The organism is Sphingopyxis sp. BE259, assembly GCF_031457495.1.
Classification (GTDB): Bacteria; Pseudomonadota; Alphaproteobacteria; order Sphingomonadales; family Sphingomonadaceae; genus Sphingopyxis.
The window spans coordinates 1,109,294-1,131,281 of the sequence record NZ_JAVDWM010000001.1; the positions used below are offsets into that span (position 1 = coordinate 1,109,294).

Below are 21,988 nucleotides of genomic sequence, written 5' to 3' on the forward strand. Positions count from 1 at the left end.
CGCCGGGCCAAAAATTTGGGGGAGCAGGCGAAGCCGCTCCCCCAAAGATTATTCCAGAAGTCGATCACGCCGCTTGGCGTAACTCTGGTTCTTCCTCGACCTCCGCCGGGACGCACAGCGGGGCGATGCGCTCGGACCGCTCGACGCACCCGATGCCGCCGCGCTCCGTGTAGCCGGACGGCGGGAACGCGAACCACTTCGGAAGCCAGCCCTCGACCTTCTCGCGGCCATTGCTGCCGGTGAGACAATCAACGAGGATCCCGCGCTGCACCTTGGCCGTGGCATCGGCATTGGCGTCTGCAACCTCGGCACCTGCGACCTCACCGACGATGGCGGCGAGCAACTGCTTGTCGCGGATCAGATCGGGCAACACCGCATCGTCCTGCCAATATGTCCGCATGTCGGTGCCAAGCAGCTGGCCCAGGATATCGACCTCAGCGCTACCGACGGCCAGCGTCTCGCCCATGACGATGGGCAGGATGCCCATCACCGCTTCATCGGACAGCGCCGCCAAGCGGACGAACAGGCCCGCGATACCATGATCGCCGTCATAGCCGCCAACCACGGTGGGCGTCTCGGGATCGAAGCCAAGCGTGGCAAGCACCTGCCGACGCTTCGCATCGAACGCCGCCTCACTCGCCGACACCTCGACGCTTTCGGCGATGGCATCGCTCGCGGCGCGCTGCCGTTCGACATCGACCCGCCACAGTGGCGACCCGAAGATGGCGTGGGCGACCATCAAGCGCAGTGCGACCTGTGGCTTGGTCAACAATGACGCCCGCACGGCGGCATGACGGTGCAAATCAATATAGTTGCCGAGCGCAGCACTGACCTCGGGACGGACCGGCTTCGGCGTCTCAGCACCCGGCTCACCCTTGGCGCGCTGCCGCGCTTCCTTCATCGTGATATAGCCCTCGTGGAAGGCGACCTCGCCGCGATGGCTGATCGACACGAAAACCTTGCCACCCTTCTTCTTGGGGCAACGGTCATGCTCCCAAGAATTGAAATAGGCGCCGCGCTCCATGACGACGACGTCGCACCAGCCAGCCTCGCGATAGGCATCCGACCGTTCCTCGATCGCCGCGGTCTGCGCCGTCCAGAAGGTATCGGCGTTGGCAAAATAGCTGTCCTCGCCGAACAGGTCGGAAATGATCGCATCCTCGTAACCGGCAAGGTCGAACAGTGCCGCCTTGGTTGCAATCGCGCTGCCGCCGAACAACCACGCTTTCAACTGCGCGCCGGTCGGGGCGTGCTTCTCGGGACAATCGACCAGCGCCAGCCAGTCGCGCTGCTGCGCTTTCGATGCAAGCGTCAGATGGCGCATAGTGACGACATCGATCTTCTCAACACGGTAGAGATTACGGATGCGGGGCAGCAGGTTGCCAATGGCCAGCGTCCGCTTCACCTGCAAGCTGGTCAGCCCAAAGGTCAGACCGACCGCCTCGACGCTCCGGCCCTCGCGGACAAGTCGGGTGAACGCTTCGCAGCGGTTCACCTCGTCAGGGTCCAGACGGGCGATATTCTCGATCAGCGAGGCTTCGAGCGCCGCTGCGTCATCGCCTGCTACCATGACCGCACAGGGCAGCGGGTCGATGCCGTCCTGTTCTTCGGCGACCGTCAGCGCCGCATGATAGCGCCGTTTGCCCGCAACGATCTCGTAGCATCCATCCAGTGCTGCCGATCGGACGATCAGCGGGACAAGGATACCGCGCGCCCGAACGGACGGCAGGATGTTGGTGAGGTCCGGCTTCTTGGTGATCCCGCGCATATTGGCGGACGAAACCGAGAGGTTGGCGATGTCGATATGCTTGAGTTCCATGATGACTTTCTCCTTTGCTCTTTCCAAAACACCGCAGCCCCGGCTGAGCGGGGTGGGCGGCGAGAGCGACCGGAGAGGTCCGCCATGAAGGCAGGGCGCACCGCAGGCCGAAATGCAATGGAGGACCCCGCAGGGGTTGCGCCCTGCCGGGCGGGCCTCAGAGGAGAGCGACGACCACCTCGCACGGCCGGAGGCCAACGCCAGCGCGCGAACGCGCGATGACCTTCGGGACGGAGCCAGGCTCCCGCCCCGCGTCAGCGATCGTTACGGCAAAGGCGACGAGACGGCGCAAAGCGGCGGCTCGGTGAAGCGCAGCGGAATAGAGCGGGGCCGCCGTAGGCGGGACGCCAAGCTTATTGGTGAATAGGCGCGGTTGAATTTCGGGTGTTTACTTGCATGATATCCCCGCCGCCAGTTGCTCCCGAAGGCTGGCAGCATCCACGCGTGAGACGTCGAGCCTAAATTTTAGGAGTCGGGTCGTGCAGCATATTTTCTGAGCGGATCGCCACGACGACGCCGCGGCGGATATCCTGAAACCAGGCCCGAACAGGGGCCAAGGCTTCGCGGGTTTCGGGATTGGTTGCGGCCGTTCCAACAGCCTCGAGCGCTGTTTGTATTTTATCCCAGGATGATTCGTTGCCCGTCTTTGTACCAAGCGCGAGATCGGTCCAATTTCGGTTGGTCACATATTCAGAATTACCGGCAGCATCAGAGAGGGCTTCAAAGAAAGCCTCGTGTTTGATCATAAGAGTGAGATTGTGAAACTGGAATTTGGCGTCGAACGTCGGATCGGTTCGGTCTGGCAGTGCCACGACGATAGCTTCGATCGCCTGAGCAAGATTTTCTAACGCCCCCTCGATTTTGCCCCGTGAGCCGGCCCATTGATCGCCGCGAAAATTTGCGACCCGAACATCGACCGCGACTTTGTTGGTATGCCGACGGTTGAGCAGATTCCAAACGAGACTGGCGGCAATGCCGATTCCGGTAAGTGACCAGCCAATGATCTGCCCCCATGCAATCGGAGCTGCCTCAACCAAGAACCGGCTCAGTTCGCTGTGAAGTCACGGTCGAGTGTGATGTTCAGCATCGCGCGATCGATCTGTCGACGGACGAGCTCCGACGCCACAATCTCATAGTGCGAGAAAAAGGTCGCAGGATTATTTCCTAGCGCCTTGACGCTTGCACTGAACAAGCCTTGCACAAAGGAGGGGCTGAGGCTGTAAACATGATCGGGAACGATTACCCGCACCTGCGCGCTCGCAGTATCGAGGTCATCAAGGCCAAATTCAGTTCGGGCGGCCAATCCGCGGACATGACCGCTTAGATTATGGACTTTCCCATTGCCGGTCAGTCGATCGAGATCAATCGTCTGCATCATCATTGCCTTCCGCTTCGTCGCGTTCAAGTGAGAGGTCGAGAGTGAAGGCGACCGTGACCAGCGTACCCGCAAAATACCGGGGCATATCGAAAACGATATCCCTATCCGGGGGTATGGCTGGATCGTTGGCCGCGTTGCACCACTGATATCTCGGCTTGGTTGAGTCGTCGCGACGCCCCTTAAGTATGGGTGGTTTGAGCCTAATGCAAGATTTGCCTGACACAATCGTGACTCTCGCCTTAGCCATATTGGTGCCACCGCCCGCCAAATCATAAGCAAAATCGATTACATCTTGGAGTCCTGTACCGCCACGACCGTCCGCATAGGCATCGGGATCGCCGGTGACTCGGTCCTGTAACGCTGCGACTGTCGCCAATGTTGCTTTGCTGATTCCTGACCCCCAATGCCCCGCGACATATTTGTCAACGAACGCCCTGACTTTCGGGTCGGCGTGCATCAGCGATTCCGCCATCGACTGGCCAACACTTAAAAAGGCGAGGAAACACTGATGGGTTTTCTTGTCATCCGGGCCATCGCGTCGGGCCATGAACCCCATGACTGACCAGTCACCATCGTCCGAACCCGGCTGACTGTGGCGCTCGGCATTGCAAAGCACCTCGCCAACCATGGCGGAGATATTCTGCTTGCCGATATCGGAAAGTTCCCACCCTGAGCTGTCTTCGTCATGATCGAGTTCCGGGTCGCCCGTTGGCACCCCGACCCATTCGTCGAAGCTGCCGACAAGCTGATCGGCGATGCTTTCACGCTCCTGCCAATTGAGTTGTGCGCCTTCATCTCTCGTCGAAAATTTGGGACGGCGGCGCTGGATCGGATAGGCCCAAACATCGTTGTGATTGCGCACACCTTCGAGCTGAATACGAATATCCTCGTCGATTCCAGTCGCGCTTACTACCTTTAGGATGGGTGCCGACATCCGCCCGCTGCGAATGACGGGACTCAACTGGTTCCAAAAATCGGCGAGGACAAGAAACGCGCCAGCGTCGAGGCAATAATCATCGTCGAAATCGAGCCGGATTTCTATCTCATTGCATTCCGCTTCTGACAGCTTTGCGATCTGCTCCATTGTGCCGACCGGGTCCTCCAGAAAGTTGAATGATTTAAATGCCATGTGGAATGGCTTCTTGCGCAGCTTGCGGGCTCCAAAATTCTTCCAGCGCGTCTCGCGTTTCGGATCAAGGCCATCGAGGAGCCGCGAGTGCCGATGCTTAACGAGCAGCGCCGCCTTGTTCATCGGACGCCGGTTGGCGAGCAGCTGCTTCTTGAGCTTACGACTCTGGTCGCGCGCGTGGCGATCGGCTGCGCGCCGCTGCGAAGGATTCGCCGAGCGCCGTCCGTTTCGCCGACGGAGACGGCGGCGAAGGGCTGCGAGGTGTTGCCGGACGATAAATTCGTACCGGTCCTGCTCGTCAATAGTTTGAAGTCGGGCGCGCATACCGGGATCGCGCGGCCCAAATGGCAATCGCATTATATTTAGTCCGCCCCCCGAAAATAGTGATCCGCAACCTAGTCGGCTCAGACGAGCGCGCAACGGCTTTCATCAACTGCCGCCCTGAGCGAAATGATCCATTTTGGCGTTTGTTACGCTCTCTTCGCTTTCAGCGATGACGCCCCTGGGATTCGAGTCGGTCGGGAAGATTGGGAAAATGCCACCCTTCACTGGTGCCAAGCATGGCATCGGTATGTGTTTTGGGACGGTATGAGAAAAAAATTCGCTACGTCACAATACGACAGTGAACGACAAGAGATGCCAACGCACGACAACGCCCTCAGCAGCTACGACGACGCCTCGAGGAGACAGTTGCGCTCCGCATCTCGATCAACAATTCTGCACCCAGGGGAGCCCAGCCACTGCCAGACGATGGGATATACGCCATGCAGAGTTCCGAAAAGATCATCCGCCTACGCACCGTCCTTGCCCGCACTGGATTGTCCCGGTCGACTATCTATCGCAAGATTGCCGAAGGCACTTTTCCGTCACAGGTCAAGATCAGCATGCACGGTGCGGGCTGGCACGAGTCCGCTATCAATCGCTGGATCGCCGATCCGCCCGCCTACCGCGCCGATAATGACAACGGCGACGCAAATGGCGGACGCGGCCATGCACGAGGGTGACGCGCGGCCCGAACCGGGCTGCATCGCGGCAAATGACAACGAGCGTATCTTGCGCGCGGCGCAGGTCGACACAGCGCTGACCCGCATCGCACGGGCCATTGGGCGGCACATCGCCCGCGAACATATCCGAACGCGCAATGCGGCGAACGACAACGACCCGTTGGAAAAAAATGCGTGGCCGCCCGAGCGTTGACCCTAAGGTCATCGCGCGCGACACTGTCTAAACCGGCTGGGCGGACGTTTGTCCCGCCATTGCGAAGGAAGATGTAATGATCCGCGCTGCGCTGTACGCCCGCTATTCCTCCGACCAGCAGAATGCCGCGTCCATCGGCGATCAGCTCACCCTCTGCCGCGAGCGCGCGGCGCGCGAGGGCTGGGAGGTTGCCGCGACCTATCAGGACGCGGCAATCACCGGCGCCAGCCTGATCCTGCGGCCTGGGGTCCAACGGATGATTGCCGACGCACAGGCGGGCAAGTTCGATATCGTAATTGCGGAAGCGCTCGATCGCGTGTCACGCGATCAGGCCGATGTCGCGACGCTGTTCAAGCATCTCCAGTTTGCGCGCGTCCCGCTCGTCACGCTCGCCGAGGGCGAAATCTCCGAGCTGCATGTCGGGCTCAAGGGGACGATGAACGCGCTGTTCCTCAAAGATCTCGCCAAGAAGACTCATCGCGGTCTGCGCGGGCGGGTCGAGAAGGGCTTTTCGGCGGGCTCTGTGGGCTATGGCTACCGGATGGTCCGACGACTGAGCAGCGAAGGTGAATTGGTACGCGGCGAGCGCGAGATCGACCCGGCGCAGGCGCCGATCGTCCAGCGCATCTTTCGCGAGTTTGCCGCGGGAAAAAGCCCGCTTGCGATTGCGCGCGATCTCAATGCCGACGGCGTTGCCGGACCTGCGGGAAAAGCGTGGCGCGACACCAGCATTCGTGGCGACGTCCGTCGCGGAACCGGCATCCTCAACAATGAGATGTACGTCGGGGTCCGCGTCTGGAACCATAAGCACAGCGTGAAAGATCCCAGCACTGGCAAGGAAGTCATGCGCCTCAATCCTGAGTCCGAGTGGATCCGCAATGCGGTGCCGGAACTGCGCATCATCAGCGACGAGCTATGGTCTGCGGTGAAGCGTCAGCAGGAAATCGTTGCCGACCGATATGTCGGCATCAAGCAAGCTGCACAGGCCCGTTCGCTGCATCAGGCGCGGCGGCCCGCCTATCTGCTGTCCGGCTTGCTCGAATGCGGCGTTTGCGGCGGGACATATGCCGTTGTCGTCGGAGAGCGTTATGGCTGTGTAGGTCGCTATCGCAGCCATTCCTGCACGAACGGTCGCACAATACGGCGTGCGGAGTTGGAACGCCGGGCGCTGGCCGGTATCGCCGATCGTCTTGTGTCGGCGGACAAGATCGACGCAGCGGTGGCTGCCTATGTGGCGCATATCAATGGCGAGAACCGCGAGCGTCGCGTTCAGGCCGATGCCGACGTCCGTGCGCTGGCAAAGGTCGACCGGGCGCTCGCGGGCATCATGGCGGCGATTGAGGATGGTCTCTACCAGCCCAGCATGAAAGCCCGCATGGCTGAACTCGAACGCGAAAAGCAAGAGATCGCCGCACGGCTAGCCGACACGCCGCAGCATATTCCCGACATTCATCCGGGCGTTGCTGAAATCTACAAGGCCAAGGTCGCGCGGCTCGCCGAAACGCTTGCAGACCCGGAAACTCAGCTTGATGCTTCCAGCGAGATTCGCTCGCTCGTGGGCAAGATCGTTCTACATCCCGGCGCCAAGCGTGGGGAGGTTCATGCCAACCTCCACGGGTCCTTGATGGGCATTCTTGACTTTGTGAACGACAACCAGCAACCCAACGCCAACAGAGTTATAACGTCAGTGGCCTCGGGTTCGCCGGGATGATGAATTGGTAGGTTTGGCTAGTGGGCTATCTCCCCTTGATCCCTGCCGCTTCCTCCAACTCGACCAGCGCATCCTCGAGATAGTCGATCAGCCGCTGGACATGCGGCACGCTGCGGCGGCAGGCCGTGATACCGAAATCGATATTCTTGTTGTTCGACACCTGGGTGATATTCATCGCCATGCCATCGACCGGGATGCTCGCGGGATACATGCCGTCGAGCCGGGCACCGTTCCAGTATAGCTGTTCGCGCGGGCCGGGGACGTTCGAGATGGTGACGCTGTACGCGGGGAATTTGTCGGCAGTGCGCGTCAGCGCGGTCAGCATCTGCGGCATTTGGGTGATCGCGGTATAGATCTGGATCTGCTGCGCGGTCATCTCACGCAGCTGCGCTTTCGCGGCGTTCATCGACGCCTGGATCGTCCGCATCCGCTCCGCCGGATCATCGATATGCGTCGCCAGATTGGCGGTGACCGCGGCGACCGAGTTGCCCGAATCGATGTCGTCCTTGGCGCGGATCGAAACCGGCGCCATGGCTTTCAGCGGCTTGTCGGGCAGCTCGTTCAGCGATTGCAGATATTTGCGCATCGCCCCCGAACACATGGCCAGCACCGCGTCGTTGATCGTCCCGTCATACGCCTTGCCCATCGCGCGCACGCGTTCCAATGACCAGCTTTGCGCCACGAAGCGGCGCGCCCCGGTGATGTTGCGGTTGAAACTGGTGCGCGGCAACCCGCCCCACGGCGTCGCGAGGTCGCCGCCGCCCAGCCCGAACATCGCCGCGGCATATTGGTTGAGCGCCTTGGTCACCCCGACGCTGTTGCCCCACTGCTCCTTCAGGAAAGCACCGATCGCCTTCAGGTCGGTGATGCTGGGGGTCGGCGCCTTTTTGGCGGTCGGGAATTTGCGCTTATAGGCTTCATAGACCTCGACCGACATCGGCGATGCGGTGGGTTTGTAATTCTTGTCGTTGCTCAGCATCGCGTTGGTGAAATGCATCGAGCTGGCGCCGTCCATGAAAGCATGGTGGATCTTGAAATAGGTCGCGATCTGGCGATTGGGCAGGCCCGAAATCAGGGTGATTTCCCACATCGGACGGGTGCGATCGAGCAGGGTGCCGTGAAGCCGCGATGCGAGTTCGAACATCTCGCGGTAGCGGCCCGGTTTGGGCAGCGCGGCGGCGCGGACATGGTAATGCATGTCGATGTCCTTGTCGGGGACAAGACGGATCGGGCCATATTGGCCGAGCGGGGTCAGCTTGAGCACTTCGCTGAACGGACGGCGCAGTCCTTCCTGCTGGCGCAGCAGCGCGAGCATCTCGTTCAGCCACTCGGTTTCGTCCACCTTGTCGGGCAGGGTGTACAGGTTGACCCCGCCGACATGCATCGGCGTCTCGCGCGTTTCGGCGACGAGGAACATCGCGTCAGTCACCGGCATCAGCCGCATGGCAGCTCTCCCCCACTGATTGTGCTGCATCTTTTGATGTGCAGCATGGCAGGGGCGAGGGGGGAGTCAAGCGCACCGGACGTTTTGCAAACCGTCATCCCGGCAAAGGCCGGGATCTCACCCTGGCATCATGACGCAGCGGCGAGATTCCGGCTTTCGCCGGAATGACGACGAGGGGGCGATTGCCTCCCCCAAGTTGAGCAGTTATCGCACCCCCATGGCCAAGCTCTATTTCTACTACGCCAGCATGAACGCCGGGAAATCGACGACGCTGCTCCAAGCGGATTTCAACTATCGCGAGCGCGGTATGGAAACGATGCTGTGGACCGCGGCGCTCGACGATCGTTACGGCCAAGGGCAGGTGACCAGCCGCATCGGATTGATGGCCGAGGCGCATAAATTCGATCCCGACAGCGATCTGTGGGCGGCCGCAACCGCGGAAAGTGCCGAACGGCCGCTTGCCTGTGTGCTGGTCGACGAGGCGCAGTTCCTGTCCAAGAACCAGGTGTTCCAGCTGGCGCGGCTGGCCGATGAGGAGGGGATTCCGGTGCTTTGCTATGGCCTCCGCACCGATTTTTCGGCCGAGCTGTTCCCCGGATCGGCAGCGTTGCTCGGCATCGCCGATGCGCTCGTCGAATTGAAGGCGGTGTGTGAATGCGGGCGCAAGGCAACCATGAACCTGCGCGTCGATGAACAGGGCCGCGCAGTCGTCGAGGGGGCGCAGACCGAGATTGGCGGCAATGATCGCTACGTCGCGATGTGCCGACGGCATTTCATGGCGAAACGGCGAGATGCGGCGGCGTTGACCGATGCTTGACCGGCTTTATGTCGATCTCGCCGATGGCGACCTCAAACTCGTCAAGCTGGTCGAAGCGCATCGGGCGGCGTTGCGCGATGTCTGCGCGGCCGACGCCGACATCTGGGCAATCTATTCGTCGAGCTTTGGCCCCGATCATTTCGACCAGAGCTTTGACGAGTTGATCGGTAGGACGGGCCGCATGCCTTATGCGGTCTTCGACGGCGACACGCTGGTTGGCATGACCGCCTGGCTACGCCCCGACGTCTCGGCGCAGACGGTCGAGATCGGCAATAGTTACATCCATCCCGATGCGCGCGGCACCGGGTTCAACCGGCGTTTGAAAAATCTGATGCTGGACCATGCGTTTGCCGTCGGCATCCGCCGTATCGAATTCCGCATCGACGAACGTAATGCGCGCAGCCAGGCGGCGGTCGCCAAGCTGGGCGCGGTCAAGGAGGGCGTGCTGCGCGCCGAGCGGGTGACCTGGACCGGATATGTCCGGAGTACCGGGTTATTTGGTCTGCTTGCCGACGAGTGGGCCGCCCGTCCATAACCAGCGCCGATGGGTGTGATATGGCTATTTATGGGACTGACGTGGCTGGCGTGTATGGCGGTGACGCTGGTGTTCGCTTTGCTGATCGACCGTTTTGCGATGCGGCGCCGGTGGGGGCATACGCCGCGCGCCTTGTGGCTGTCGTTGTTGGCGGGCCATGCGGCGAACCTGTTGCTGTTCTGGAGCTCGTTCACCATCGATCCGCACCGCTGGCTGCTCTATGGCGGCACGCTCGCCATGACGGCGCTGTTGCTGTGGCCGTTCGCGCGGCGCCGCGCGCGCACCGCAATTTGATGCGCGGCTGGTCAGCATGAGTTCAGACGCGGCCCCTTAAAGGCGATCGCCATGAAAATGAATCTCGCTCTCTCCCTGGCCGCCGCTTTGCTTCCCCTTTCTGCGGCGGCGGCCAACGAGCCTGCCGCAAAAACCGTCGATGCGCCGCGCGCGCCTGGCGTCGAGGCGAGCATCGTCTTTCCCAGCAACAGCTCGATCCGCGATTGGCACGCCGATCGCGACCGTGGCATCTGGATTCAGGATCGCCGCGGCAATTGGTATTATGGTGTTTTCGCGGGATATTGCCGCGATGCCGGTTTTGCTCAGGCGATCGGCGTCGAAACGCGCGGAGCGGGGCGGCTCGATCGTTTTTCTACCATCGTGGTGCGCGGCGAACGCTGTCCGCTGTCGTCGTTTACGACGTCCGACGGGCCGCCGTCACGGCGCGACAGGTCAAAGGACATCATGGGCGACAAACCCGGCGCAAATTGACAGTGGCCCTGCGGTGGTCCTAGCGCGGCGGGATGAACGGCTGGATTATCCTCGACAAACCTTTGGGACTTGGATCGACGCAAGCGGTCGGCGCGGTGAAGCGCGTGTGCCGCGAGGCGGGGCTGGGCAAGGTCAAGGTCGGCCATGGCGGGACGCTCGACCCGCTGGCGTCGGGGGTGCTGCCGATCGCGCTGGGCGAGGCGACGAAGCTATGCGGGCGGATGCTCGATGCGAGCAAGATCTATGCGTTTACGATCGCGTTCGGGACCGAGACCGACGGGCTGGATGCCGAGGGTGAGGTTGTCGCGACCTGCGATGTGCGGCCGACGCTGGCGGAGGTTGCGGCGGTGTTGCCGCGTTTCACCGGTGCGATTGAGCAAGTGCCGCCTGCTTACTCCGCGATCAAGATTGATGGCCAGCGGGCTTATGATCTGGCGCGCAAGGGTGAGGCGGTCGAGATGAAGGCGCGGAGTGTCACGATACACTCTCTTCGTCATGCCGGACTTGATCCGGCATCCACTGCAGCGCCGGCGGAATGGACCCCGGATCAAGTCCGGGGTGACGAGGATGGAGAGGAGCGGCTCGACTCGGTCACCCTCATCGCCCATGTCTCCAAGGGCACCTATATCCGCTCGCTCGCGCGCGATATCGCGCATGCCGTCGGCACCGTCGGCCATGTCACGATGCTGCGCCGTACGAAGGCCGGGCCGTTCGATCTGGAACAGGCGATTTCGCTGGACAAACTCAACGCATTCGGCCAAGGCGCCGCGCAATCAGAAGTCATTCTGCCGCTCGAGGCAGGGCTGGTCGACATCCCGGCTCTGAACCTTTCCCCGGAAGCGGCAGGGGCGATCCGTCAGGGTCGTGTCTGGACCGGGGTAGCTACGGACGACGGGCTCTATTGGGGACGGGACGATGACAATCGTCCGATCGCCCTGATCGAGGCTTTGGCGGGAACGCTGAAGGTCGTGCGCGGCTTCAATCTTTAAGCCATGATGTTCGAGGAAATAGAATTATGTCGATTACCGCCGAGCGCAAAACCGAAGTCATCACCGAAAACGCCCGCAGCAAGGGCGACACCGGTTCGCCGGAAGTGCAGGTCGCAATCCTGACCGACCGCATCAATAACCTGACCGGTCATTTCAAGGCGAACCACAAGGACAATCACAGCCGCCGCGGCCTGCTGATGATGGTCAACAAGCGTCGCAGCCTCCTCGACTATCTGAAAAAGAAGGACGAGGGCCGCTATCAGGCACTGATCGCGAAGCTGGGTCTGCGTAAGTAATTCACGGTGAACGGCCCCCTCGCGGGGCCGTTTGCTTGTCTAAGCCTCCGTTTGTCCTGAGGAGGGACTGAGCGAAGGCGAAGGCCCGTCTCGAAGGACGCGGACACAAACATCTTTCGAGACGCCATTTCGACAAGCTCAACGGCTCCTCAGGACGAGCGGGTGTTGAGTTTGACAAAGGGCCGCCCCGCATCCGGTGGGGCCGCCATTGGGGCCACAGACGCCCCGCACCGCCCCGGGTCGGATTACCCGGAACTAGAGGCCCCGCCCGGCATTGGGCCAGGCGGGCGAAGGAAACTCCATGTTTGACGTGAAAAAAGTATCGATCGAGTGGGGCGGTGAAACGCTGACCCTCGAAACGGGCAAGGTTGCCCGTCAGGCCGATGGCGCGGTTGTCGCGACGCTCGGCGAAACGATGGTCCTGGCCGCGGTCACCGCCGCCAAGACGGTCAAGGAAGGGCAGGACTTCTTCCCCCTGACTGTCCACTATCAGGAAAAATATTCGGGCGCGGGTCGCATCCCCGGCGGCTTCTTCAAGCGCGAACGCGGTGCGACCGAAAAGGAAACGCTGGTTTCGCGTTTGACCGATCGTCCGATCCGTCCGCTGTTCCCCGAAGGTTTCTATAACGAAATCAACGTCATTGCTCAGGTTCTTAGCTATGACGGCCATAACGAGCCCGACATCCTTGCGATGGTTGCCGCCTCGGCCGCGCTCACCATTTCGGGTGTGCCGTTCATGGGCCCGATCGGCGCCGCGCGCGTCGGTTATGTCGATGGCGAATATATCCTGAACCCGACCGACGCGCAGGTTGCCGAGGGCGACCTCGACCTGGTTGTCGCCGCCACTTACGACGCGGTGATGATGGTCGAATCCGAAGCCAATGAGCTGTCGGAAGAGATCATGCTCGGCGCCGTGCTGTTTGCACACGACGCCTGTAAGGACGTCGTCAAGGCGATCGTGAAGCTGGCCGAACAGGCTGCCAAGGATCCCTGGGACATGGCCGAACAGGCCGACCTGACCGCCGCCAAGGACAAGCTGAAGAAGCTGATCGGCAAGGACATCGCCGCCGCGTACAAGCTGACCGACAAATCGGCCCGCTCGAACGCGCTGAACGAAGCCCGCGCCGCCGCCAAGGCCGCTTTCGCCGACGCCGCGCCGCAGGACCAGATGGCCGCCGGCAAGCTGATGAAGAAGCTGGAAGCCGAAATCGTTCGCGGCGCCATCCTGAAGGACGGCAAGCGCATCGACGGCCGCACCACGACGCAGATTCGTCCGATCGTGGCCGAAACGCACTTCCTGCCCCGCGCCCACGGCTCGGCGCTGTTCACGCGCGGCGAGACGCAGACGATCGCGACCTGCACCTTGGGCACCAAGGACAGCGAGCAGATGATCGACGGCCTGAATGGCCTCAGCTACTCGAACTTCATGCTGCACTATAACTTCCCGCCCTATTCGGTCGGTGAAGTTGGCCGCTTCGGGGCGCCCAGCCGCCGCGACATCGGCCATGGCAAGCTGGCATGGCGGGCGCTGCACGCGGTGCTGCCGACCAAGGACGAGTTCCCCTACACGATCCGGATCACCAGCGACATCACCGAGTCGAACGGCTCGTCGTCGATGGCGTCGGTTTGCGGCGGTTCGCTCGCCATGATGGACGCGGGCGTGCCGTTGAAGCGTCCGGTTTCGGGCATTGCGATGGGTCTGATCCTTGAAGGCAAGGAATTCGCGATCCTGTCGGACATCCTGGGTGACGAAGATCACCTCGGCGACATGGACTTCAAGGTGGCGGGTACGTCTGAAGGTATCACCACGATGCAGATGGACATCAAGATCGCGGGCATCACGCGCGAGATCTTTGAAGCCGCTTTGAACCAGGCCAAGGAAGGCCGCGCGCACATCCTCGGCGAAATGGCCAAGGCGCTGGGCGAAGCCCGCACCGAGCTGTCCGATTATGCGCCGCGTATCGAAACGATGCAGATCGACAAGTCGAAGATCCGCGACATCATCGGCACCGGCGGCAAGGTGATCCGCGAGATCGTCGCGACCACCGGCGCCAAGGTCGACATCGACGACGAAGGTCTGATCAAGATTTCGTCGAGCGATCCGGCGCAGATCGAAGCCGCGCGCAAGTGGATTTCGGGCATCGTCGAAGAAGCCGAAGTCGGCAAGATCTATGACGGCAAGGTCGTCAACCTCGTCGATTTCGGGGCGTTCGTGAATTTCATGGGCGGCAAGGACGGGCTGGTTCACGTCAGCGAAATCGCCAACGAGCGCGTCGAAAAGGTCTCGGACGTTCTGGCCGAAGGTCAGGAAGTCAAGGTCAAGGTGCTCGAGATCGACCAGCGCGGCAAGGTTCGCCTGTCGATGCGCGTCGTCGATCAGGAAACCGGCGCCGAGCTGGAAGACACCCGCCCGCCGCGTGAAGGCGGCGACCGTGGTCCCCGCGGCCCGCGCCGTGATGGCGGCGGCGGCGATCGTGGCCCGCGCGGCGACGGTGGCGGTCGCGGCGACCGTGGTCCGCGTCGCGATGGCGGCGGCGATCGTGGTCCGCGCCGTGACGGCGGTGGTGATCGCGGCCCGCGCCGCGAACGCAACGAAGGTCCGGAAGATCAGGGCCATGTGCCCGACTTCCTGAAGGACTAAGCCTTCGGTCTATCGAACAAGGAAAGGGGCTGCTTCGGCAGCCCCTTTTTTTAACCCGCTTAAGGATATGAGAACATTCAGGCAGGCAAGGAGTAGGGTGATGCGTAAATGGAGCGTTCTGCTACTTGCAGCTTTGATCGCTGTCTCTGGGCTCGTCGGGACGTCGACCAGCGCCTGCGCTTGCGTCGGGCCGATGTCGGAAAAAGAGCTGCGAGTCCTCATCCGAAAAGCAGACAAAGGTGATATCCGCGCTGCCGGTCAAGTATGGCAGGAATATGCGCTTGTTCGTGAGGATCGCCGCAACGGAAAGATATGGGCGAGCCGAGCGATTCGCGTTGGAGATCCGCATACGATGTTGGTCATGGCCGACGATTGGATGTGGGAAGGTCAGCGTGCTATCCAAAAACGGCATAAGCTGGTTTTCTATGACGCCGCGATCCGGCTATTGGAGAACGGATATCGCAATCGCAACATACTTTCCACCTGTGGTCCCAACGGGTCCAACGATCGATATTTTTACATCGCCAAGCTTCGCAGCGCGCGTGCAGCCCTGACCACTGCGAGCAGCGGTCCGAGCGACTGGATTCGCAGCGCAGGCAGGAAAAACGCTTCGGCCGCATATCATGTTGCGAACCACTATTTTTGGGTGGAACTTGACCAAAGTAAGCGTGGGCAATGGGAACTTCGCGCTTCCGAACTCGGTGATCCCATGTACGCGGGCAGCGTGGTCGATGCGCGCCCGCAATCCGATGACATTCGAGATATTGTCTATTCCCTAAGCCGCACGAATGAGATCGCAAAACTGGGCGACAGCTGGGTTCAAAAGGCCGTGACTGCTGAGCTTGGGCATCGACTGGCCAGAACCCGGCATTTTGCCAGTGGCAAAAAGAGCAAATTTGTCGACGGCAATTGCAAAGTTACCTGACGGAATTTTCAAACGCGGCAAACGTAGCCTTCTGGTTGTTGTGCTACCGCCGCGATGCCGCGCTATTTGCGTGCCGCGGCGCTCTGGTCGCGGATCGCCTTGAACTCGCTGCCCGCTTTCCAGTCGGGCCAGCGCGCCGAGCGCGCCAGCTCGTCGCCGATGGTGTAGAACAGCGAAATATCCTGCACCGCGCCGTCGAGGTTCCAGTCCGGGCTCCAGGCGTCGCACGCCTGATGATAGCATTTGCCGGTATAGGCATCGACCCACGCTTGCCCGGCGGGTTTGCCGCCGCTGACGAGGTCGGAGGCGCCGGCGATGCCCATCATGAGGAGGACGGGGACGCCGCGCTTGGCCATGCTGAAATGGTCGGCGCGATAGAAGAGGCCACGTTCGGGGAGGCTCTCCACCGAGACGGTGCGGCCTTGAGTCGCAGCAACGCGCGCTAGGTCGTCTTCGAGACTGCCCTGTCCCTTGCCGACGAGGACGACGTCCTTTGCCTTGCCCGCGGTTTGCAGGATGTCGAGGCCGAAGTTGGCGACGGTTTTTTCGACCGGAAAGATCGGGTTCGCGGCATAGGCTTCCGAACCGAGCAGCCCACGTTCCTCGGCGGTCCAGAAGGCAAAGACGATGCTGCGGTCGGGCGGCGGTGCGGCTTTGAAGCCGCGCGCAATTTCGAACAATCCCGCGACGCCGAGCGCATCGTCATTGGCACCGGCGCGATAGATACGGCCTGCGTCATCGGGCGCACCTTCGCCATAGGCGTCCCAATGGGCGCCATACATCACGACCTCGTCGGGGCGTTTCGCCCCGGAGATTTTCGCAAGGACGTTCTGGCTTTGCACGACCGCCTGCGTCACCGGGATCGCAGCGTTGAAGCCGGTGCCGAGGTCGAAGGGTTTGAAATCCTTGCGCCGCGCGGCGATGCGCAGCTTGGCGAGATCCTGTCCGGCGTCGGTGAACAATTTTGTCGCGGTTTCGCCCGAGATCCAGCCTTGCAGCGCGAGGCTCGTCACCTTTTCGGGCGGTACGACAAGGCCGTAATTTTCGCCGCCGGGGCTTTTGACGACGTTCCAGCCATAGCCGACGCCGTCGGTATCGTGGACAATCAGCGCCGCTATCGCGCCGCGCCGCGCTGCCTCTTCGAACTTGTAGGTCCAGCGGCCATAATAGGTCATGGTGCGCCCGCCGAACTTGCCGAAAGCATCCTCACCCTTGGCCGCGACGAAATCGGGATCGTTGATCAGAAAGACCGCGACCTTGCCCTTCAGATCCTGACCCTTGAAGTCGTCCCAGCCGCGTTCGGGTGCGGTGACGCCATAGCCGACGAAAACCAGCGGGGCGTTCGCAACAACCGCCTGATCCTTTGGCTGGAGCGTCGAGACATAGATGTCGGTGCCAAAGGTGAGCGGCGTAACCGCACCCTTGCGGTCAAACGCGAGCGTCGTCGCGGTGCCGAGGCGGGTGTGCAGCAACGGCACTGGCTGGGTCCAGCCGCCGTCCACGCCCGCGGGTTCGAGCCCGAGCGCCTGCAAACGCCCGATCAGATAGCCGATCGTGCGCTCTTCACCAATCGTCCCGGGCGCGCGGCCCTGAAACTGGTCGGAGGCGAGGGTGCGGACGGTTTCGGTGAGGTTGGCGGCGTCGATGGCGGGGGCGGGTTGCGCTGTCGCAGGGACTGAAGCGGCGGCGAGGAGTGCGGCGGCGGCGAGGCGAAAGGTCATGAGGTTGGGGTTTCCCGGTTGATGGACGGCAAGCGTAGGCGGTTTCGCGGTGACATTGAAGTGCGCAGACCCAAAACACCGAAGCCGCTGTTTGACCGCAAGAAACGGAGCGCGGGACGGGCGGCGGGGTGGCAGGTCGGCCGCATGACAGAGATGATCGACCCCGCCCCCGACGCGGCCCCCGACGCGGCCCCCGCCGCCGCCCCAGACGCCGCCATTGCCGCCCGCATCGCCGCGCTGGACTGGCCCGCCGTCGTCGCGTTGCTCGACGGCGCCGGGTGGGCGGTGCTGCCCAAGCTGCTGTCGGCCACCGAATGCGACGCCACTGCGGCGCTCTATCCTCAGGACGTGCTGTTTCGCAGCCACGTTCATATGGCGCGGCACGGGTTCGGGCGCGGCGAATATCGCTATTTCGCCTATCCGCTGCCGCGGCTGGTCGCGGACCTGCGCGGTGCGCTCTATCCGCGGCTCGCGCCGGTCGCCAATCGCTGGCACGAGCGGATGGGGCGCGAGGAACGCTTTCCCGCCGATCATGCCGACTATCTAGAGCGATGTCATGCGGCGGGGCAGGCGCGGCCCACGCCATTGTTGCTGCAATATGGGGCGGGCGATTATAATTGTCTGCACCGCGACCTTTATGGAGCGGAGGTTTTTCCGTTGCAAGTCGCGGTGTTGCTGTCGGCGCCCGGGACCGATTTTGACGGCGGCGAATTTGTGCTGGCCGAACAGCGGCCGCGGATGCAGTCGCGGGCTGCGGTGGTGCCGCTGGGCAAGGGCGATGCGGTGGTGTTCGCGGTGAACGAGCGACCGGTGGTCGGCAGCCGCGGCGATTACCGGGTAGCGATGCGCCATGGGGTCAGTGAAATCCGATCGGGACGGCGCCACACGCTGGGGGTCATCTTTCACGACGCTGCCTAATCCCGCCTGCTGGGTGGACATGGCGGCTGCGGCGGTTAAGCCGGTGCTTCTTCAACGGTATCAGCGAGGACAGCGGTGATGGATTTCTCCCGGCTTCAGGCAAGCAGCAAGATCGGCGACGACTGGGTCTATCCGCAGCCGCCGTGCCTGAATTTCGGTTGGCTGGAGGTCGACCTGGACCCCGCGCACCGCATCTATTGGGAGGAATATGGCAACCCCGACGGCGAGCCGGTGATGTTCCTGCACGGCGGGCCCGGCGGCGCGTGCGCCCCGGCAATGGCGCGCTTTTTCGATCCGCAGCGGTATCGCGTCATCCTGTTCGATCAGCGCGGGTGCGGCAAGAGCGAGCCGACGGTGGCGTCGGCGGGACCGGCGGTGGCGCTGGCCAAGAACACCACCGCCGACCTGATCGGCGACATCGAGAAACTGCGCGATCATCTGGCGATTGCCGGGCCGATGCATGTGTTCGGTGGCAGCTGGGGCAGCACGCTGGCGATGGCCTATGCGATCGCGCACCCTGCGCATTGCGCCAGCCTGATCCTGCGCGGCATCTTTCTCGGGTCTGCGGAGGATCTGGATTATCTGTATCAGGGCAATGCCACGACGTGGGAGGCCGACCCCTATGGCCTGACCGCGCCGGGGGCGTATATCAAATATCCCGATGAGTGGGCGGCGCTGCTGAATGTGCTGACCCCCGCCGAGCGGCGCGACGTGATGGCGTCGTACAAGGCGATTTTCGATATGGTGCCAACCACCGCGGCCCAGAAAGCGCGGCAGCTGGAGGCCGCGGTGACCTGGTCGCTGTGGGAGGGGGTAATTTCGAACATGATCCCCGAGGCGGCCGACACCGGCAAATTCGGCGAGGCCGACTTCGCACTGTGCTTCGCGCAGATCGAGGCACATTATTTCGCGAACAACCTGTTCCTGCCCGCGGGGCATTTTTTCGACCATATCGCCACGCTCGCCGCAATCCCCATCCATATCGTCCACGGCCGGTTCGACGAGGTATGCCCGCTGACCCAGGCATCGCGGCTGGTCGCGGCACTGCGCGCGGCGGGGGCGGAGCCGGTGAACTATGTCGTCACGAACGCCGGACACAGTGCGATGGAACGCCAAAATGCGCTGGCGCTGACCGCAGTGATGGACGGGCTGGCACCGATCGCGGACTGAGCCGAACGAGCGGATTCGAGCCGGACGCGCCCGAATATCGGCGCGGCCGCAGCTGAAGCGCGCGGTCAGGCGCGTGAGGGCGGTATGACCTCGTCATCCCCATCGAGCTGCTCGACCTGCTCGCGCCACCGCTGCTTCGCGCGCGAACGCTCGCGCTCGTGCCGCCGCCGCGGGCTGTTGTGGCGCAGATAGGCGATACCGACGGTGGCGGCCACGATCATCAAGGCGATGATGCCATAAGCAATGATGATCCTGGGTTCCATGCACTTCACTCCGCGAGGCGGCGGTGCCTCGTCGCCTAATTACCCCGCCCGGCGGGGATGGTTGCGCGCATGACCCCCATCGCGCCTCGGTTCGCCGCATTCCGCAATCGCTTAAATTGTGCCATATCGGTTAAAAATGATTGACATCGTCACGCTGATATGGCACAAGTATCCCATCATGAAGAATTGCGAGTCGGGCCGGCGTCCTTTCCATCTGGGGAAGGATGAACCGGCCTGACTGCGTTTGGGCGAGGCGATATGGACGAGCGGAACCTGATCAATGAAGCGGGCGAGGAGGGTGGCGGCGACGATGTCGGCGGGCGCCGCGAGCCGCAATTCAAGACGATTACCGATCATCAAATCGAGGTTTTTCTGGCGACGCTGGCCGATAGCTGTAATGTTCGCCGGGCCGCGGCGGTGGCCGGTTTTGCCTATTCGGCGGCCTACCAACGGCGGCGGCGCGACCCCGATTTTGCCGATGCGTGGCAGGCGGCGCTGGACAGCGGCTATGCCCGGCTGGAAATGGCGCTGGTCGAGCGGGCGATCCTGACGATCGAGACCGTCCGCGACGGCGATAGCGATGCCGATGCCATGGTTGTCCCGGTGGTGGGGGCGATGACGGTGGCGCAAGCGATCGACCTGATGGGCAAGCATCGCGCCAGCATCGAAGGCGGGCGGGCCAAGCGGGTTCGCCCGAACAGCCGCAAGCGGCCCACGGCGGACGAAACCGACGCCGAAATATTGCGGCGGATCGATATTATCGCGCGGCAGCGCGCAGGAGAGGGACGGGATGCGCCATGACCGCGCGGTGGATCGACGGGCTGGCGTTGGACGACGGCGAAACGATTCTGGACCGGTTGCTGTCGCTAACGCCCGCCGAACGGGAACGCCTGCTCCGCGAAATACCGCGCAAATATGTGCATGAGCTGGAGGAACGCTGGTATCAATGGGCGCATCACGGGCAGTGCGCGCCGCCCGGCGACTGGCCGGTGTGGCTGATCCGCGCCGGCCGCGGTTTCGGCAAGACGCGCGCCGGATCCGAATGGATCAGCGACATGGCGCGGCGCATGCCGGGCGCCCGCATCGCGTTGGTCGCCGCGAACGAGAAGGACGGGATGCGCGTGATGATCGAAGGGCCGAGCGGCCTGATCGCGGTCGCGCGCGCCGACGAAAAGCCGAAATGGCGACAGCAGCTGCGCGAACTATATTTCGACAGCGGCGCGGTGGCGACGCTGTTTTCGGCCGGGGCGCCCGAGAATCTGCGTGGCCCGGAACATCATGTTGCGTGGTGCGACGAACTGGCGAAATGGCCGCAGGGCGGCGCCGCGGCGTGGGACAATCTGATGCTCGGCATGCGGCTGGGCGATATGCCGCGCGTGCTGGTGACGACGACGCCGCGCCCGGTGCCGCTGATGACGACGGTCGTGGCGGTGCCGGGATGCATTACGACACTGGGCCGGACGGCCGAAAATCCGCACCTGCCGCGGAGTTTCGTGACCCATATGGTCGCGCAATATGGCGGCACCCGGCTGGGACGGCAGGAGTTGGACGGCGAATTGCTGGAGGATGTCGAAGGCGCGCTGTGGACGCGGGCGCTGATCGAGCGGTGCCGGGTCGATGCGGGTGCGCTGGGCAAGCCCGTGCGGGTGGTGATCGGGGTCGATCCGCCGGCGACGTCGCATGGCGATGCGTGCGGGATCGTCGTCGCCGCACTGCTGCGCGACGGTCGGCTGGCGGTGCTCGAGGATGCCAGCGTCGCGCGCGCCGCGCCGGGGATGTGGGCGCAGGCGGTGGCCGCCGCGGCGGCGCGGTGGGGTGCCGAGCGGGTGGTCGCGGAAAGCAATATGGGCGGCGAAATGGTGACCGAAGTGCTGGCGCAGGCCGACGCCGGGCTGCCGGTGCGCGCGGTCCACGCGAGCGTCGGCAAGGCGCGGCGGGCGGAGCCGGTGGCGCTGGCCTATGAACGCGGGCGGGTCGTCCATGCGGGGGCGTTCGCCGACCTGGAGGATCAACTGTGCGGGTTGCAGATCGGCGGGGGTTATGCGGGGCCGGGGCGCTCGCCGGATCGGGCGGATGCGTGTGTGTGGGCGCTGGCGGAATTGTTGGAGGGGGTGCAACGGGGGCGGGTTGTGGGGGTTAGGCGGGTTTGAGATTATCCTGACGGGATAATTTCACTTGCAGCTAACATCGGCGTATGCGAATCCGCATACACGGAACTTATTCCGTGGGGTGGCAGCCGCCCTACCGTTCACTCCGTCCTAGAAGTCGAA

Annotated in this window: 22 protein-coding genes; 15 read left to right on the forward strand and 7 right to left on the reverse strand. The window is 62.8% G+C overall.

All coding sequences use genetic code 11. The features are described 5' to 3' along the window. Window positions 1-64: 64 nt before the first annotated feature. From J2X44_RS05360 to J2X44_RS05375, 4 genes are all read right to left on the reverse strand, one after another. Window positions 65-1,819 carry a ParB N-terminal domain-containing protein gene (locus tag J2X44_RS05360; RefSeq protein ID WP_310088424.1) on the reverse strand — a complete coding sequence of 585 codons (1,755 nt, stop codon included), beginning with the start codon at window positions 1,817-1,819 and terminating at the stop codon, window positions 65-67. A gap of 458 nt (window positions 1,820-2,277) precedes the next feature. Next, on the reverse strand, window positions 2,278-2,856 hold the full coding sequence (locus J2X44_RS05365; protein ID WP_310088425.1) for a hypothetical protein: 579 nt from the start codon (window positions 2,854-2,856) through the stop codon (window positions 2,278-2,280). 8 nt (window positions 2,857-2,864) lie between these two features. Further along, complete coding sequence (locus tag J2X44_RS05370; protein ID WP_310088427.1) at window positions 2,865-3,200, reverse strand: hypothetical protein; 336 nt, start codon at window positions 3,198-3,200, stop codon at window positions 2,865-2,867. After that, window positions 3,181-4,683 carry a hypothetical protein gene (locus J2X44_RS05375; protein ID WP_310088429.1) on the reverse strand — a complete coding sequence of 501 codons (1,503 nt, stop codon included), beginning with the start codon at window positions 4,681-4,683 and terminating at the stop codon, window positions 3,181-3,183. The genes J2X44_RS05370 and J2X44_RS05375 overlap by 20 nt, the downstream gene beginning before the upstream one ends. 407 nt (window positions 4,684-5,090) lie before the next feature. On the opposite strand from J2X44_RS05375, the gene J2X44_RS05380 reads away from it, so the two are divergent. From J2X44_RS05380 to J2X44_RS05390, 3 genes are all read left to right on the forward strand, one after another. Beyond that, the gene (locus J2X44_RS05380; protein WP_310088430.1) at window positions 5,091-5,330 is read left to right on the forward strand and encodes an AlpA family transcriptional regulator; all 240 of its coding nucleotides are present in this window, start codon (window positions 5,091-5,093) and stop codon (window positions 5,328-5,330) included. Continuing rightward, on the forward strand, window positions 5,302-5,523 hold the full coding sequence (locus J2X44_RS05385; protein WP_310088432.1) for a hypothetical protein: 222 nt from the start codon (window positions 5,302-5,304) through the stop codon (window positions 5,521-5,523). The genes J2X44_RS05380 and J2X44_RS05385 overlap by 29 nt, the downstream gene beginning before the upstream one ends. 76 nt (window positions 5,524-5,599) lie before the next feature. Next, a complete protein-coding gene (locus tag J2X44_RS05390; RefSeq protein WP_310088434.1) occupies window positions 5,600-7,234 on the forward strand; it encodes a recombinase family protein in 1,635 nt (544 codons plus the stop codon). Between the two features lie 25 nt (window positions 7,235-7,259). On the opposite strand, the gene J2X44_RS05395 is transcribed toward J2X44_RS05390, so the two are convergent. Further along, a complete protein-coding gene (locus J2X44_RS05395) occupies window positions 7,260-8,678 on the reverse strand; it encodes a wax ester/triacylglycerol synthase family O-acyltransferase (RefSeq protein WP_310088436.1) in 1,419 nt (472 codons plus the stop codon). 217 nt (window positions 8,679-8,895) lie between these two features. Between J2X44_RS05395 and J2X44_RS05400 the strand changes: the two genes are divergently transcribed. The 8 genes from J2X44_RS05400 (at window position 8,896) to J2X44_RS05435 (ending at window position 15,646) form a co-directional block, all read left to right on the forward strand. Then, a complete protein-coding gene (locus tag J2X44_RS05400) occupies window positions 8,896-9,495 on the forward strand; it encodes a thymidine kinase (protein WP_310088439.1) in 600 nt (199 codons plus the stop codon). Then, window positions 9,488-10,030, forward strand: coding sequence for a GNAT family protein (locus J2X44_RS05405; protein ID WP_310088441.1), 543 nt, complete (start codon window positions 9,488-9,490; stop codon window positions 10,028-10,030). The genes J2X44_RS05400 and J2X44_RS05405 overlap by 8 nt, the downstream gene beginning before the upstream one ends. Before the next feature lie 9 nt (window positions 10,031-10,039). Beyond that, window positions 10,040-10,324 carry a hypothetical protein gene (locus tag J2X44_RS05410; protein ID WP_310088443.1) on the forward strand — a complete coding sequence of 95 codons (285 nt, stop codon included), beginning with the start codon at window positions 10,040-10,042 and terminating at the stop codon, window positions 10,322-10,324. Window positions 10,325-10,375: 51 nt separating this feature from the next. Further along, complete coding sequence (locus J2X44_RS05415) at window positions 10,376-10,795, forward strand: DUF6491 family protein (RefSeq protein ID WP_310088445.1); 420 nt, start codon at window positions 10,376-10,378, stop codon at window positions 10,793-10,795. A gap of 32 nt (window positions 10,796-10,827) precedes the next feature. Then, window positions 10,828-11,784 carry a tRNA pseudouridine(55) synthase TruB gene (gene truB, locus J2X44_RS05420; protein WP_310088447.1) on the forward strand — a complete coding sequence of 319 codons (957 nt, stop codon included), beginning with the start codon at window positions 10,828-10,830 and terminating at the stop codon, window positions 11,782-11,784. A gap of 26 nt (window positions 11,785-11,810) precedes the next feature. Then, on the forward strand, window positions 11,811-12,080 hold the full coding sequence (gene rpsO / locus J2X44_RS05425; RefSeq protein WP_088440451.1) for a 30S ribosomal protein S15: 270 nt from the start codon (window positions 11,811-11,813) through the stop codon (window positions 12,078-12,080). Window positions 12,081-12,381: 301 nt separating this feature from the next. Further along, window positions 12,382-14,721 (forward strand): polyribonucleotide nucleotidyltransferase, encoded by a 2,340-nt coding sequence (gene pnp, locus J2X44_RS05430; protein ID WP_310088449.1) that lies wholly within the window; start codon window positions 12,382-12,384, stop codon window positions 14,719-14,721. A gap of 100 nt (window positions 14,722-14,821) precedes the next feature. Continuing rightward, entirely contained in the window at window positions 14,822-15,646 is an 825-nt protein-coding gene (locus J2X44_RS05435; protein WP_310088451.1) for a hypothetical protein, read from the forward strand. A gap of 62 nt (window positions 15,647-15,708) precedes the next feature. On the opposite strand, the gene J2X44_RS05440 is transcribed toward J2X44_RS05435, so the two are convergent. Further along, complete coding sequence (locus J2X44_RS05440) at window positions 15,709-17,367, reverse strand: M20/M25/M40 family metallo-hydrolase (protein ID WP_310088453.1); 1,659 nt, start codon at window positions 17,365-17,367, stop codon at window positions 15,709-15,711. A 153-nt stretch (window positions 17,368-17,520) separates the two neighbouring features. On the opposite strand from J2X44_RS05440, the gene J2X44_RS05445 reads away from it, so the two are divergent. Continuing rightward, entirely contained in the window at window positions 17,521-18,285 is a 765-nt protein-coding gene (locus J2X44_RS05445; protein ID WP_310089318.1) for a 2OG-Fe(II) oxygenase, read from the forward strand. A gap of 78 nt (window positions 18,286-18,363) precedes the next feature. Beyond that, entirely contained in the window at window positions 18,364-19,455 is a 1,092-nt protein-coding gene (gene pip / locus J2X44_RS05450; RefSeq protein WP_310088455.1) for a prolyl aminopeptidase, read from the forward strand. A gap of 65 nt (window positions 19,456-19,520) precedes the next feature. On the opposite strand, the gene J2X44_RS05455 is transcribed toward pip, so the two are convergent. Further along, entirely contained in the window at window positions 19,521-19,718 is a 198-nt protein-coding gene (locus J2X44_RS05455; protein WP_310088457.1) for a hypothetical protein, read from the reverse strand. 258 nt (window positions 19,719-19,976) lie between these two features. On the opposite strand from J2X44_RS05455, the gene J2X44_RS05460 reads away from it, so the two are divergent. Both J2X44_RS05460 and J2X44_RS05465 read left to right on the forward strand, forming a co-directional pair. Beyond that, the gene (locus J2X44_RS05460) at window positions 19,977-20,519 is read left to right on the forward strand and encodes a hypothetical protein (protein WP_310088459.1); all 543 of its coding nucleotides are present in this window, start codon (window positions 19,977-19,979) and stop codon (window positions 20,517-20,519) included. Continuing rightward, a complete protein-coding gene (locus J2X44_RS05465; protein WP_310088461.1) occupies window positions 20,516-21,868 on the forward strand; it encodes a terminase large subunit domain-containing protein in 1,353 nt (450 codons plus the stop codon). The genes J2X44_RS05460 and J2X44_RS05465 overlap by 4 nt, the downstream gene beginning before the upstream one ends. The last annotated feature ends 120 nt before the right edge of the window (window positions 21,869-21,988 follow it).